The organism is Bradyrhizobium sp. INPA03-11B (assembly GCF_040446015.1).
GTDB classification, from domain to species: Bacteria; Pseudomonadota; Alphaproteobacteria; order Rhizobiales; family Xanthobacteraceae; genus Bradyrhizobium; species Bradyrhizobium macuxiense_A.
On the sequence record NZ_JASGSR010000058.1, the window covers coordinates 1 to 13,178 of the forward strand.

General features: G+C 65.2%; 12 protein-coding genes. 3 read left to right on the forward strand and 9 right to left on the reverse strand.

Annotated features, from left to right (window positions below):
- Nucleotides 1-93: 93 nt before the first annotated feature.
- The 4 genes from QMZ05_RS23320 to QMZ05_RS23335 form a co-directional block, all read right to left on the reverse strand.
- Nucleotides 94-333, reverse strand: coding sequence for a 4-oxalocrotonate tautomerase family protein (locus QMZ05_RS23320; RefSeq protein ID WP_353702864.1), 240 nt, complete (start codon nt 331-333; stop codon nt 94-96).
- Nucleotides 334-348: 15 nt separating this feature from the next.
- Complete coding sequence (locus tag QMZ05_RS23325; protein ID WP_353702865.1) at nt 349-1,059, reverse strand: SDR family oxidoreductase; 711 nt, start codon at nt 1,057-1,059, stop codon at nt 349-351.
- Nucleotides 1,060-1,298: 239 nt separating this feature from the next.
- A complete protein-coding gene (locus QMZ05_RS23330; protein WP_353702866.1) occupies nt 1,299-2,246 on the reverse strand; it encodes a LysR family transcriptional regulator in 948 nt (315 codons plus the stop codon).
- A 25-nt stretch (nt 2,247-2,271) separates the two neighbouring features.
- Nucleotides 2,272-2,508, reverse strand: a complete 237-nt coding sequence (locus QMZ05_RS23335; protein ID WP_353702867.1) for a hypothetical protein — start codon at nt 2,506-2,508, stop codon at nt 2,272-2,274.
- A 271-nt stretch (nt 2,509-2,779) separates the two neighbouring features.
- Between QMZ05_RS23335 and QMZ05_RS23340 the strand changes: the two genes are divergently transcribed.
- Nucleotides 2,780-3,616 (forward strand): glyoxalase superfamily protein, encoded by an 837-nt coding sequence (locus QMZ05_RS23340; protein ID WP_353702868.1) that lies wholly within the window; start codon nt 2,780-2,782, stop codon nt 3,614-3,616.
- Nucleotides 3,617-3,631: 15 nt separating this feature from the next.
- On the opposite strand, the gene QMZ05_RS23345 is transcribed toward QMZ05_RS23340, so the two are convergent.
- Nucleotides 3,632-7,468: a tetratricopeptide repeat protein gene (locus QMZ05_RS23345; protein WP_353702869.1), complete on the reverse strand. Its 3,837-nt coding sequence runs from the start codon at nt 7,466-7,468 to the stop codon at nt 3,632-3,634.
- A 304-nt stretch (nt 7,469-7,772) separates the two neighbouring features.
- Between QMZ05_RS23345 and QMZ05_RS23350 the strand changes: the two genes are divergently transcribed.
- The gene (locus tag QMZ05_RS23350; RefSeq protein WP_353702870.1) at nt 7,773-8,972 is read left to right on the forward strand and encodes a glycosyltransferase family 87 protein; all 1,200 of its coding nucleotides are present in this window, start codon (nt 7,773-7,775) and stop codon (nt 8,970-8,972) included.
- 47 nt (nt 8,973-9,019) lie between these two features.
- Here QMZ05_RS23350 and QMZ05_RS23355 read toward each other — a convergent pair whose 3' ends face one another.
- From QMZ05_RS23355 to fliL, 4 genes are read right to left on the reverse strand one after another with little or no spacing between them, the layout of a single operon-like run.
- Nucleotides 9,020-9,844, reverse strand: coding sequence for a flagellar protein FlbB (locus QMZ05_RS23355; protein ID WP_353702871.1), 825 nt, complete (start codon nt 9,842-9,844; stop codon nt 9,020-9,022).
- The gene (locus QMZ05_RS23360; RefSeq protein WP_353702872.1) at nt 9,841-10,314 is read right to left on the reverse strand and encodes a DUF6468 domain-containing protein; all 474 of its coding nucleotides are present in this window, start codon (nt 10,312-10,314) and stop codon (nt 9,841-9,843) included. The genes QMZ05_RS23355 and QMZ05_RS23360 overlap by 4 nt, the downstream gene beginning before the upstream one ends.
- The gene (fliM, locus tag QMZ05_RS23365; RefSeq protein WP_353702873.1) at nt 10,311-11,513 is read right to left on the reverse strand and encodes a flagellar motor switch protein FliM; all 1,203 of its coding nucleotides are present in this window, start codon (nt 11,511-11,513) and stop codon (nt 10,311-10,313) included. The genes QMZ05_RS23360 and fliM overlap by 4 nt, the downstream gene beginning before the upstream one ends.
- Before the next feature lie 18 nt (nt 11,514-11,531).
- A complete protein-coding gene (gene fliL, locus QMZ05_RS23370) occupies nt 11,532-12,020 on the reverse strand; it encodes a flagellar basal body-associated protein FliL (protein ID WP_050424161.1) in 489 nt (162 codons plus the stop codon).
- 381 nt (nt 12,021-12,401) lie between these two features.
- On the opposite strand from fliL, the gene flgF reads away from it, so the two are divergent.
- On the forward strand, nt 12,402-13,166 hold the full coding sequence (flgF, locus tag QMZ05_RS23375) for a flagellar basal-body rod protein FlgF (RefSeq protein ID WP_353702874.1): 765 nt from the start codon (nt 12,402-12,404) through the stop codon (nt 13,164-13,166).
- Nucleotides 13,167-13,178 lie beyond the last annotated feature (12 nt).

Sequence of the window (13,178 nt, forward strand, 5' to 3'; positions counted from 1 at the left end):
CTTGGCCGGCAGCCACCGGCCAAGGCGCTAAGTCGCTTCCATCGCACAAATCATGCTCGTGCAGATACAAGGGGTGAACTCTCTCGTGGGACGTCAGTGGCTCCGTTCAGCCGCAAGCTTCTTGCGATACTCGAGCGCAGGCAGCCCGCCCCAGCCCCAATTGTCGGTGTCGACTTCCTCGATCACGACGAAGGTCGATTCCATGGGCTTGCCGAGCACATCGCGCAGCAGCTCGCTGGCACCCTTGATCAGCGCGGCCTTCTGTTCCGGCGTGGTGGACGACGCACCCGGCGCCGTCCCCTCACGCGTGACCTGGATGGTGACGATAGGCATCACACTCACCTGTCCCTAATGCCCGGCGCTCTGGCCGCCGTCGACATGCAGGATCTCGCCGGTGACGAAGCCCGCGCCTTCCAGGAACAGCACGGCATCGGCGATGTCCTTCATCTCGCCCATCCGCCCGACCGGATGCAGCTTGGCGAGGTAGTCGTGCGTCTCGGGCGCGTGCATCGGGGTCTTGATCACGCCGGGCGCCACCGCATTCACGCGGATGCCCTTGGCGGCGTATTCGATCGCGAGCGACTTGGTTGCGGCGGCCAGACCGCCCTTGGTCAGCGAGGCCAGTACCGAGGGTACGTTGCTGTTGGCATGATCGACCAGGCTGGTCGTGATCTGCACGATGTGCCCGGATCCCTGCTTCACCATCTCCTTGGCGACGCGACGGGTGATGTAGAAGAAGCCGTTGAGATTGGTCGCCAGCACCGCGGCGTAATCCTGGTCGGTGTGATCGGTGAACGGCTTGGCGACGAAGATGCCGGCATTGTTGACCAGCGTGTCGATACGGCCGAAGCGCCCAAGCGCCTGCTTGACGATGCGCTCGGCAACCTCGGGATCGCCGATGTCGCCCGGCACAGTCAGGATGTCCGAGTCCGACGATGGCTTGATGCTGCGGGAATTGGCGACGACGCGCCAATTGCGGTCGCGATAGCCCTTCACGATCGCCTCGCCGAGGCCCTGCGACGCGCCGGTGATGATGGCAACTTTCTGCTCTGCACCCATGATTTCTCTCCATCCGTTGCTGAAGCGACCCAGCGCCGCTTCGATGGAGAGCAAACTAGATACATCCGCTTTCCGCGCGAATGCCCGCTATTCGGCAGACACTCTTCCGCGGCGCGAACGACTGAGCATCGCCGGGAAAAGTCCGAAGCGGCCTTCCGGCGCGACAAACGCGCAACGCTTGCGCGGAGATCATGCTCAAACAGGAAATCAGACCGCGATGACGATTCAGCTTCGTCGCGTCAGCTTCGCCGCGCTTTGGCATTGGCCTTGCTGGCCTCGCGCGACAGCCGCTCGAAGTAGCGTTTCAGCCGCGGGCCGGCGAAATCGACGAAGGCGCGCACCTTCGGCACGTCGAAGCGGCCCTGCGGCGCCAGGAGATGCACCGGCAACGGCGGGGGTTCGTCACCGGCGAGCAGGATCTGCAGCCGTCCGTCGCGGATTTCCTCGGCGATATGATACGAGAACAGCCGCGTGACGCCGTAGCCCTCGCCGGCCGACGCAACCGCCGCCCGCACAGTGTTGACGACCAGCCGTGGCGTGAACTGGACCGCGCGCGCGATCTTCGACTTCGCGGCCGGCGGAAAACTCCAGGAGTCCAGCCCGAAATGCGTCATCGCGATGATCTGCTGTTTCGCCAGATCGGCCGGCTCGCGGATCACCGGATGCTGCGCAAGATACCCTGGCGAGGCCGCGACCACGCGGCGCACCTCGCCGAGCTTGATCGCGATGAAATTGGAATCGGCGAGATGAGCGATGCGCAACGCAACGTCGACGCCCTCGTCGATCAGGTTGACCGTGCGATCGAGCATCACGAGGCGCACGGTCACCGCCGGATGTTCGATCATGAAGGCATCGAGCACTGGCCGCAGCACGTCCTCGCCCACGACAATGGGCGCAGTGATGGTCAGCGTGCCGTGCGGCGCGGCCCGCTCACCGCCGGCCGAGATGTCGGCTTCATCGAGTTCGCTCAGGATGCGCCGGCACGCCGACGCATAGCGCTCACCGGCGTCGCTCAGCTTCAGCGAACGCGTGGTACGATGAAGCAGCTCAGCGCCCACGTGATGCTCAAGGAACGCGATCGCCCGGCTGACCGCCGCCGGCGAGCGCCGCAGCTTCCGCCCCGCGCCGGCAAGGCTGCCCTCGTCGACCGCGGCGACGAAGACCTTCATGGCGTCGATGCGGTCCATCGATCCTCCCGCTTCGCAGCAGCTGCTAACCTTTCACATCATATTGCTTGCTGAGGTGGTCGCCGATCTGCACCAGCATCGCGACGCATTCGGGATAGCCGGGCTTCGCCACCGTGGCCTCATTGGCGCTGGCGCGGAACTCCCAGCTGTCGCCGTCGCGCAGCACCGAGATGTCCATGCCGTCGGGGCAATCGGCATGTACCTTCAACTCGGCACGCGCCATCGCGATGAGTTCGGCTTCGGTCTTGATCGGCTTGCTCATGTGACGACGTCCTCCCAGCTGGCGACTTCAGCCATGGTTGCCGATTTGACGGCAGGATGTCGAGAGGACGCAGGCGATCACGGGCTGTTGCAATTGACAAATTGCGGGTCTGCGGCGAACATTCAGCCCGGGTCGATACCACCCGCCGCTTGCACCCCGCCCGGGGACGGTGAACGTATCAAGCCATGTTTCAGGCTTCCTTTGCCCGCGCGAACGGGTCAGCAACGCAAGCCCCTGACGCTTTCCGTTCGTCGATGCAAAGGACCATTCCATGCGCGACTTCCGTGATGCCAAGGCCATGGCGCAGACGCTGCGCGAAGCCCTCGGCGCCAAATCGATCCCCCTCACCCAAAGCGACAGCCTGGAGCTGATCGCCAGGTTGTTCGGCCAGCGTGACTGGAACACGCTGGCGGCGCGAATCCAGGCGGCCGGCGCAGCGTCTGACGTGGCGGCTCCCGTCCCGCAGCCGCCGCCGGATGCCGTGCGGCAAGAGATCGCAGTCGCGACGGCGGTTCTCGATCGTTATGCCGGATACTACCAGCTCAGCGAGCAGGCCGTCCTCAGCGTGACGCGCGACGGCCAGCACCTTTCCATCCAGCTCACCGGCCAGCGTGCCGTGCCGTTCTTTGCTGAAAGCCGGACCGAGTTTTTCGCCAAGGAGGTCAACGCGCAGATCAGCTTCGTCACCGGCGCCGATGGTCAGGTCACGTCGCTGATCCTGCATCAAAACGGCGACAAGCTGATGCCACGGATCGACGCCGCGGCCGCGCAGCAGATCGCCACCCGCACGACCGAGCGCGTGAAAAATCAATCGGCAGCCCCGGGGACTGAAGCTGCGCTGCACCGCCTGTTCGAATCGGTGACATCAGGGCACCCTAACTACGACGACATGACCCCCGCGCTCGCCGCAGCGACCCGCGAGCACCTGCCGAACATGCAGCGCAGCTTCGAGGATTGGGGCGCGATCGAGTCCACGCGTTTCCTCGGCGTCGGGGCCCAAGGCGAGGATGTCTACAGCGTGAGGCATGAGAACGGCGCGTCGCATTGGCGCATCGCGCTCGACGCCAAGGGAGTCATTTCGACCGCGTGGGTGTCACCAGGGCCGTAAGGCCGGCACCGCTAGCTAGGGCGACGCGCTGGCGCGGCGCTCGCCCTTGATCGCCGGCAGCGCGCCCACCGGCGCGGCCTTCGGCATGTCGGGCACCGATCCGGTCGACACCGGATCGGGCAGCGGCGCGCGAGCGGTGGCGTCGGGGAAGCGGGTCTTCATCTCGCGGATGAAGCCGTCCAGCGTGTCGACGCTTGCGGCCATCCGCGCGATCTGGGCGAACTCCGCGCTCGAAGTCGCGACCGGCTTGCTGGCCGCGTCGAACGCGAGCTTGTCGGCATCGCCGGACATCAGCGGCGCGTATTTCTCGCGGAACCGGGATAGCCCGATGGCGTCCTCGGCGAGCGCGTAGCCGACCACGGCGCGGATGACGTCGGCCTTCTCGCTCGGATTGAGCGGAGTGAAGTCGCGCCAGCGATCGCCGTAATAGAGCTCGATCTGCTCGGACGATTCGCGCCAGTGCCGCGAGGCCCAGTAGATGTCGGAGCGCAGCCGGATCGCCTCGCGCCCGGTGATGTTCGAGATGATGTCGAGCGCGAGGTCGTGCCGCCCGACGTCGCTCTGCGCGCGCGCTTCGAGCAGCAGCCGCTGCTGGCGCAGTTCGCCGGAGAGGTCCGCGATCCGGGTCGAGCGCAGCGCGCCGATGGCGCGGTCGGGCTTGCGGTTCATCAGATAGACCATCGCAAGCCGCGCGGCGACCTGCGCACGCGCCGCGCCTTCCAGCCGCTTGTCGACCTGGTATTGCAGGAGGTCGGCGGCCTGGTCGAGCAGATCGACGCCGACGAGGCGGTCGGCGAGACGGCGGATCATCTCGTCGCCACGGCGACCGATCGGCGTCAGTTCGCGATATTCATAGAATGTGCCGAGTGCATCGATCGGCGCCATCTCGTCGCCCTTGGGGCCGAGATAAAGCTGCACGAACAGCGCCGAGGCGGCGTCCTGCGCCTGCCGTGATTCCGGTGCGTTCGGCTGCAGCCGGGTCGCGGCACGCGTCACCGCGAAGGCGTCGGCGTAACGCGCGGTCTCGGCATAGATCTTCGACAGCACATAGAGCGTCTTCAATTCGATATTGTCGCCGCGCCACAGCATCGACAACAGCTCGAGTTCCTTCAGCACATCGTCGCGGCCAAGCTCGCCGCGCTTCTGCTTGAGCAGCGTCTCGAGCAGCTTGCCCTCGGCGGCGGCCTGGCGGTCGGCCGAATTGGCGGCGAAGCGGTAGGCGTCGAGCGCATCCTTTTCCTGGCCGAGCGCTTCGGCGAGCCGGCCGCGCAGCACCGCGACCGCGGGCTTGAGCTCGTCGGGGACGCCGACCACGTCGAGATCGCTCTTGCGCCGCGCGGCGCCGGCATAATCCTTGACCTCGAGCGAGGCCTTCATCGAATCCATCGTGACGATGCGCTGCAGGTCGGGTGGCAGCGTCGCGACCGAGAACTCGGCATTCTTGAATTTTTCGCGCGCCTCGGCCCATTTGCCTTCGCGGGCGAACGCCAGCCCCTTCCACAATTGGGAATCGTAGCCGTTGCCGATCACGGGATTGGCGAGATCCTTCAGGCCGCGTTCGGGGTGGCCGATCAGGATGCTGGCGACCGCGTGCACCATCACCACCGACGCCGTCTCGCTGCCACGCTTGCTCTCGGACAGGATCAGGTTGGCGACACCATGGGCTTCCTGGTACATGCCGCGCGCCATGTAGAACTCGGCGAGATCGAGCCGCGCCTGCGGCAGCTGTTCGGCATTGGCCGTCGAAGCCGCCGCAATCAGGCCGTCGAGCTGCTTGAGGAAATTCTCCGACTGGTTCTTGCGCCACTCGTCCGGATCGAACAGCGGCTTCACCGCCGCGGTCGCGCGCTCGGCGGCGACATCGGCCGACGACAGCGTCAGGCCGCCGGGCCGGCCCAGCATCACCCTGTCGGCGCCGACCTCGGCCTTGACGTCGTCGGCGTTCGGATGAACCACGACGCCGTGGATCGATTCCAGCAGCGAGAGCTCGACAAAATCCTGCCGCTTGATGATGCCGCGGGTCGGCGGCGGCGAGGTCACCACCCAGAGCGTATCGCCGGCATCGGGATCGACCAGTTTGTGGAGCTGGCCGGGATTGGCGAGCGGCACGCTGACATTGGCAAGCGACGGCTCGCTGATGTTGCGCACCACCGACAGCGGCAATGGCGGCTTCTGCACACGGTCGGCAAAGGTCAGCGTCCAGCTCACGCCGCGCGAGCGGTCGTCGCTTTCGAGCGACGGCATCTGCGGCCGGTTGAGGCGGAAGCGCACCGCCTGCCCCTTCTCCAGCGCGATCCGGCTGACATCGGCTATCAGCGAGCCGCCCTTGGCGCGGATCGGATCGACATCGATCGCCTCCGGTGTATCGAACACCATCCACACCGTGTCGGCGCGGCGGAACAGTGCCGCCGGCGTCGGGCCGGGGAATGAGAACGCCACGCGAAGGCCGTCGCTGTCGCGCTGGGCGTCGACCGAGGACTTGGCACTGGACTTGGCGCCGGCGCGGGCTTCAGCAGCCTGCGATGGCGCAGCAGTGGGCTTCGGCGTCTCCATCGCCGGCGCCGCCGCGATGGCGGGCGCAGGCTTCGGCGCTTCGCTGACGGGCGCCTTGTTCTGCTCTGCCGCGACACCTGCGCCGCCCTCGCGCGGCACGGACGGTGCAGTCGCGTTCTCGGCGTCGGCCGCCGGTGCAGCCGCGATCTTCGGAAGTTCCGGACCGGGTAGCTCCGATCTCGGCTGCTCGGTTTTCGCGGGCGCGGCGGCCGGTTGTTCGGTCGTGGCCTGCTCGGGCTTGACCGGCTCGGGCTGCGCCGGCTCAGACCTGATCTGCTCGGATGTGGCCTGCTCGGCTTTCGGCGGCTCCGCTTTGGGTTGATCGGGCCGGATCTCGATCTTGGCCTGCCGCGCGATGCTTTCCGATGTCACCGGCGCGATCGCCGCTGCGCCCTTCTTGCCACGCGGCGTCGGCAACAACGAACTCAGCGAGGGTTTTGCCGCCGGCTGCTGCTCGCTCTGCTGGAAAGCGACATCGACGATGTAGTTCTTCTCGTCGCGGAACGAATGCACGTCGACATCGCCGATCAAGGTCACATCGACCGCCGAGGTGTCCGTATCGGCCCGCGAGCTGATCGACGCGACGTTCGGCGGGGCGGCGACCTTGGCATCGGCAAGGTCGAAGCTCAGGACCGAGTTGAAGGACAGCGTCAGCTTCTGCTCGTTCAGCACCGAGGAGACGCTGACCCCGTCCGGAACCTCGAACACGAAGCGGACGAAGGTCGGCTGCACCAGGGCGCGAACGCGGATCGGCGGCTTCTTCTTGGCGGCATCGGCGGCGCGCTGGATGCGCAGCAAGCGCTCGGCGGCGCGGGCGCGCTCCGCCAGTTCGCGGATCACGTCCTGCGGCAGCGACGGCGGCGGGCCGGTCCAGCCGTCGGGCAGGAAGTCGATGAAGATGCGCTCGCCGGCGGTCATGGTGTTGACGGTAACGCGGCGCGCCAGCGACAGGCGGATCGCCGAGCCGTCCGGATCGCGGCGCGCGGCGCCGACATAATCCGGCACCGCATCGCCCAGCTTCTCGACCGAAATATCAACCGGACGCTTGAAGCGGATCACGATGATCGAACCGGCGGTCGTGACCTCCGACTCGACATCCTCCTTCAGCTTCAGCACCAGCCTTGCATAGCCGTTCGCGGCCGAGAATGTCGCCTCGCCCGGCACCGGGTCGTCGGCATGCGCCACCGTCGAAAATGTGAGGGTCGTCAGAGCAAGGCCGGTGGCGAGCAGGCATAGACGCGCGGTCCGCGCCCAGGCGCGGCCTAGCGACCATGTTCCAGCGGCAGCCGTTCGCGCCATCTCGAAACGTTTTCTCGGGACCTCAGCCATACCAGCGCGAAGCGCCCTCGCCCACGCGCCCCGATCTTGGATCGGGCGGCGTTAAGGAGCTGTTAACGTAAACCTATCGACCGCATTTTCGGGGGCGCGGCGTATGCGCCTGGTTCCGCATTCGCTCACCCGATTGCCGAGCGGCCGATCGCGCTGATCTCAGATCCAGAATTAACTCTCCGAAGCAGCCCGGGAATGCCCGGCCTTGCCTGGCCCGGAAACGCAATGATAAATTCGACTATTGATTGATTTAAGCTCTTTTCAAACCAAAGTTATGAACGACGTCGCACGCCGGAATGCTTTTGCAGGAGACGACCCGGCGCAGGCAATTGCCTGTGCTCTCCTGATCTCTTTTGCGGTCTTGCCGTTCGTGAGTGGTAACGGCGAGGGCCCCGGGTTCGATTTTTCATGTTTTTGGGGCGCGGGCACGTTGGCGCTCGATGGCCACGCGGCCGCGGCCTACGACTGGGAGCAACTGCATCAGCAGCTTCTCCTTCGGATGCCGCCGATCGATCAACTCCGCTATCCCTACGATCAGATTCCACTGCCGTTCTTTTATCCGCCAGTGTTTCTCCTGGTCCTGGCGCCCCTCGCACTGCTGCCGTTTCCGACCGCGTTTTGGGTTTGGAGCGCGGCAAAACTGTCGTGCTGGCTCCTTGTCATCTACGCCATCCGGCCACGCCCTGGCGCCCTGCTGCTGGCGCTCGCGACCCCGCCAGTCTTCTATGATGTGTTTCACGGCCAAACCGGGCTGCTTGCCTCAGCGCTGCTCGGTGGCGTCCTGCTGACGCTGGACAGGCGCCCGCTCCTCAGTGGCTTTCTGATCGCGCTGCTCGTCTTCAAACCTCAATTCGGTGTCCTTCTTCCCTTCGTGTTGATCGCGACCAGGCGTTGGAACGTCATCATCAGCGCAGCTTTGGCAACGCTGGCTCTCACGCTGCTCACCGGAGCGAGCTTCGGCTGGGATACGTTCAAGGCATTCGTCGAAGGGGCAACGACTGTTTCGACGCGGCTTCAGGCTGGTGGAGGGGTCGCCTGGTACAATCTGTCGAGTGTTTATGGCCTGCTGCGGGTTGCCGGCCTTGGTTACGGACTGGCTTGGTCGCTCCATATGGCCGTCGCGGCAGCCGCGCTGGTTTGGGTGGTCGTGCTATGGCGCCGCAACGTCAGCTTCGCCCTTCAAGCAGCCAGCCTGCTTGCGGCAACGCCGCTGATGTCTCCCTACTTCGTCATCTACGATCTTCCGATCCTGGCGATGGCGCTAGTCTTCCTGATGAAGGCTGACCTCGATCAGGGCTCGCCGGTCGCCAATCGGCGAGCCATCCGTATCGGTCTCAGCGTCATCGTCGTATTAGGCTACGCTTTCCCGTTCGTGCTCGTACCCGTTGGTCCGTTCATGTGCGCAACGGTGATCGCGATCGTCTGGATGAAATGCAGGCAACCTGATCTGAGGCCGGATCCGGCTTACGGCTGAAGCTGCCGAGACACCAGGCAATTGACGGGCCCCTCGATCAGGCCCCGTCAATTCGTCTTCGGCGCAAGCATCTTGCCTTCGATCTTGGGGAGATCGTCTGTCGATGCCGACTTGTCGCCGCCGGCGCGGCGGGCGAGTTCGACCGTGAGCCGCTCGGCGGCTTCGGGCTGCATCAAGCCCAGGATGTCGGACATCTTGCGCGGCTGGATCTGCGAGGCGATCTGGTAGAGCACGTTCATCTCCAGGCGATCGAACACCTTGGCAGCGTCCTTCGGCTTCATGTTCTCGTACATGGTGACGATGCCCTTGAAGCGCGCGGCGTCAGCTTCCGCCTTGGCCGCAGCGTCGGCGTTCGCCTTGGCATCGTTGGCCCTGGCCTCCTCGACCTTGGCCTCGATGCGCTTCTCAGCGGCCTTCAGCAGGCTCTCGCGGATCTCGACCTCGCGGGCGCGCGTCTCGAGCTCCTGGCGGCGTGACTGCAACCGTTCCAGGATCGCGCGTTCGGACGCCGACACCGGCGCCGGCGCATCCAGATTAACCACCACGCCGTCGGGCTTGGACGGCTCCGCGGCCGGCGCCGCCGGCTTCGGGGCCTCTTCCTTCTTGTCGTCCTTCTTGGCGTCCTTGTTCTCGACCGATCCCGTGATGTCGCCGGGATCGGGCCTGTTCTTGCTGTCGACGACCGCCTTGCCGGCGCCGGGGAAGTTGAAATTCTGCTGCGCCCAGGACGGGCCGGCCGGACTGGCCGGCGGCGAGTCGTCGGCAAACACGTAACCGCCATCGAGCACAAGGCCCGCGACCTTCAGCACCATCAGGCCGAAGATCGCGACCAGCACCACGGGCATCACTCTGATGTCACGAAGCAACTTCATGCAGCGAGGCCGCCCGCCCTCCTGCGCTCGGTGAAGGCTTCAGCCGCCGCGGCAACCGCGCGTGCGGCGGAAACCCTCGGCGCCGGCGCCACCGGGGCGGCGGGCGCGGCTGGCTGCGCCGGTGCGCGCGCGGGCTCCGGCGGCCGCGCGGCCGCCGCGATCTTGGACAGGCGGCGAACCACGCCGTCGCCTTCGGCGAGCTGGGTCTTCAGCAGCGCCGACATCTGCGTCGCCGCATCGAGCTGGTTGCCGAGGTTCTCGTTGACGTCGCGCACCGCGTGCTTCAACCCGCCGATCGCCCGCTCGGCGATCTCGGTCGCGGTGATCAATTCGGCGATCGTCGCCTTCAGCGAATGCTCGTCCGCCTTCAGCCGCTGCAGGCGCTTGTTGAGCAGCCAGCAATAGCCGATGGTCAACATCAGCAGCACGGCCACCAGACTCTCGATCGCTAGTCCAAGCACATGACTCATGGTGCCTCCATCATCTTGGTCCGCTCGTCCGCCTTCTCGAACATCGCGAAGGTGGTTTGGGGTTTACGCAAATTCTTGGTGACGCGGATCGCGACACGGTCGCCGACGCGGCCCATGCGGCCTTCCGTCAGGGTGACGTTGCCGCAACGCACCGAGACCAGCGCGTCGGAGCGGATGTCCAGCGGCAGCGTGTCGCCGACCTTGAGCTTCATCAGCTCCTTCAGCGGGATGTCGGCCTCGTACAGCACTGCATCGACCGAGATCTCGGCCTGCGCCACTTCGGTCGCGAAATGACCTTCCCAGATCGGGTCGCGGCCGAATTTTTCGCCCATGAACATCTGCAACAGCACGTTGCGGATCGGTTCGATGGTGGCGTAGGGCAGCAGCAATTCGACATTGCCGCCGCGGTCTTCCATGTCGATGCGCAGGCGGACCAGGATCGCGGCGTTGGCCGGGCGGCTGATCGCGGCAAAGCGCGGATTGGTCTCGAGCCGGTCGATCGTGAAGGTCACCGGCGACAGCGGCCGGAACGCCTGCTCGGCATCCGACAGCACCACCTCGACCAGCCGCTTCACCAGATTGGTCTCGATCGTGGTGTAGGGCCGGCCCTCGATCTTGAGTTGGGTCTGGCCGCGGCGGCCGCCGAGCAGCACGTCGATCATCGAATAGATCAGATTGGAGTCGACCATCGCGAGGCCAAAATTCTCCCACTCCTCCGCCTTGAACACCGAGAGCACCGCCGGCAGCGGGATCGAGTTCATGTAGTCTCCGAACCGCACCGAGGTGATGCGGTCGAGCGAGACCTCGACGTTGTCGGAGGTGAAATTGCGCAACGATGTCGTCATCAACCGCACCAGGCGGTCGAACACGATTTCGAGCATCGGCAGACGCTCGTAGGACACCATCGCGGAATCGATGATGGCGCGGATGCCGGAATGGTCGTCGAGGCTGACGTCGCCCACCGTGAAGCCGAGGAGATTGTCGATCTCCTCCTGCGACAGCACGCGCTCGCCATTGGTGCTCTTGCTGCCGAAGTCGCGGCTGCCGTCCTCAACCATGGCGGCCCATTGCAGCGCCATGTTCTCGGTGAGCTCGTTCTTGGCAGCTTCCGCCGCAGCCGCCGCGGGATCCTCGGAATCGAGCGAGGCTTCCCATTGGGCCGCAATGGCGTCCTGGTCCATCTGGTCGTTGCCGGCCATGGCTTTACATCCACCCCGTCACTGGATCACGACTTCCTTGAACAGCACCGCGTTGACCTGGTTGGGCGCCACCGCGAGGTTGACGCGCTTGGTCAGCTCCTCCTTGAGGCGGAACAGGCCGGCCGAGCCGTTGAGGTCGCTCGGGCGCAGCTCGCGCATATAGGTCTGGAACAGATCGGTGACGCGCGGCAGCGCCGGCTTGATCGCCTCGACCTGCTTCTCTTCCTTGATCTCGAGCACGAGCTTCAGCTTGAGATATTGCACGCGTTCGCCGGGTGCGCCGACCAGGTTGACCAGCATGTCCGGCACGTCGACGAAGCTCGGCGGCTTCGGCGGCGGCGCTTCGGCGTGCTGCTCCTCGCCGTGGCCGCGCATGAAGAAGAACCATCCGCCCGCGCCCGCGCCGAGCACGACGAGGAAGCCGACGACGGCAATGATCAGCTTGAGCTTGCCCTTCTTCGGAGCGGCCGCGCCTTCGCCGCTATCCGTCTTTTCCTCGTCCGCCATCGTCCGCCCGCTTCAACAGAAGGATGCGAACGCGATTTGCCCCAGCTTTGGCCTGAAGACGCGATACAAATGCCGCCGGCGCACACGCGCCCCAATGCCGTCAACGCTAAGGTAATAATGGTTAACGGAAGCTTAGGATTTACCATCCACTAGGAAAAAACTGCCGGGCAAACATGGTCAACAAGACCTTTCTGCCGCCCTCCGCGCCCCCGGCTAGACGCCTAATCCACTCAAATACCTCAACATTTCAAGTTGGCACGGCTTTCGCTGAGAGGACGACGTGACCAGCGGGTTTGGGAGAACCCAATGGTTACTGACGGGTCCGGCGTGAGGGTTTGGGAGAACCCTGCATTCGGATCACCTCACAGGGGAGAACCGCCGATGCAGAATACGCTTCTGGTCGGACTATCGAAGCAGATGGTGCTGGAACGGCAGATGGATGTCGTTTCCAACAACATCGCGAACATGACCACCAACGGCTACAAGGCCGACCGATCGCTGTTCCAGGAGTATCTCTCCTCGAACGCGCATGAGGACAATTTCGCGGCTCGCGACCGCCGCATCTCGTTCGTGCAGGACCGCGCGACCTTCCACGACTTCTCGCAGGGTCCGACCGAAGAGACCAAGAACCCGCTCGACGTCGCGATCGACGGCAACGCCTTCCTGGTGGTGCAGACGCCGGCCGGCGAGCGCTACACCCGCGAAGGCAATCTTCAGATCAACAACCGCGGCCAGCTGGTCACCGCCTCCGGCTACCAGGTGCTCGGCACCTCCGGCCCGATCACGTTTCAGCAGACCGATCACGACGTCAACATCGCCCCCGACGGCAACATTTCCGTGCTCGAGGGCACGTCCCGCCTCGACTCGATCCGCGGCAAGCTGCGCCTCGTCTCGTTCGCGCAGGCCCAGCGCCTGCTCAAGGAAGGCTCCAATCTCTACGCGCCCGGCGAAGGCGCGCAGCCGCTGCCGGACACCAAGTCCCAAATCCGCCAGGGCTTCATCGAGAAGTCGAACGTCAATTCCGTCGTCGAGATGAGCCGCATGATCGAGATCACGCGGACCTACACCCAAATCGCCTCCCTGCTGCAGCAGCAGAGCGACCTGCACAAATCGGCGATCGAGAAGCTCGCCGACGTGCCGAACTGATCCGGGGGATTG

Bases quoted from the DNA above. Each gene is read 5' to 3' on its own strand.
- QMZ05_RS23320 (WP_353702864.1), bottom strand. From the start codon at position 333: ATGCCTATCGTCACCATCCAGGTCACGCGTGAGGGGACGGCGCCGGGT.
- QMZ05_RS23325 (WP_353702865.1), bottom strand. From the start codon at position 1,059: ATGGGTGCAGAGCAGAAAGTTGCCATCATCACCGGCGCGTCGCAGGGC.
- QMZ05_RS23330 (WP_353702866.1), bottom strand. From the start codon at position 2,246: ATGGACCGCATCGACGCCATGAAGGTCTTCGTCGCCGCGGTCGACGAG.
- QMZ05_RS23335 (WP_353702867.1), bottom strand. From the start codon at position 2,508: ATGAGCAAGCCGATCAAGACCGAAGCCGAACTCATCGCGATGGCGCGT.
- QMZ05_RS23340 (WP_353702868.1), top strand. From the start codon at position 2,780: ATGCGCGACTTCCGTGATGCCAAGGCCATGGCGCAGACGCTGCGCGAA.
- QMZ05_RS23345 (WP_353702869.1), bottom strand. From the start codon at position 7,468: ATGGCGCGAACGGCTGCCGCTGGAACATGGTCGCTAGGCCGCGCCTGG.
- QMZ05_RS23350 (WP_353702870.1), top strand. From the start codon at position 7,773: ATGAACGACGTCGCACGCCGGAATGCTTTTGCAGGAGACGACCCGGCG.
- QMZ05_RS23355 (WP_353702871.1), bottom strand. From the start codon at position 9,844: ATGAAGTTGCTTCGTGACATCAGAGTGATGCCCGTGGTGCTGGTCGCG.
- QMZ05_RS23360 (WP_353702872.1), bottom strand. From the start codon at position 10,314: ATGAGTCATGTGCTTGGACTAGCGATCGAGAGTCTGGTGGCCGTGCTG.
- fliM (WP_353702873.1), bottom strand. From the start codon at position 11,513: ATGGCCGGCAACGACCAGATGGACCAGGACGCCATTGCGGCCCAATGG.
- fliL (WP_050424161.1), bottom strand. From the start codon at position 12,020: ATGGCGGACGAGGAAAAGACGGATAGCGGCGAAGGCGCGGCCGCTCCG.
- flgF (WP_353702874.1), top strand. From the start codon at position 12,402: ATGCAGAATACGCTTCTGGTCGGACTATCGAAGCAGATGGTGCTGGAA.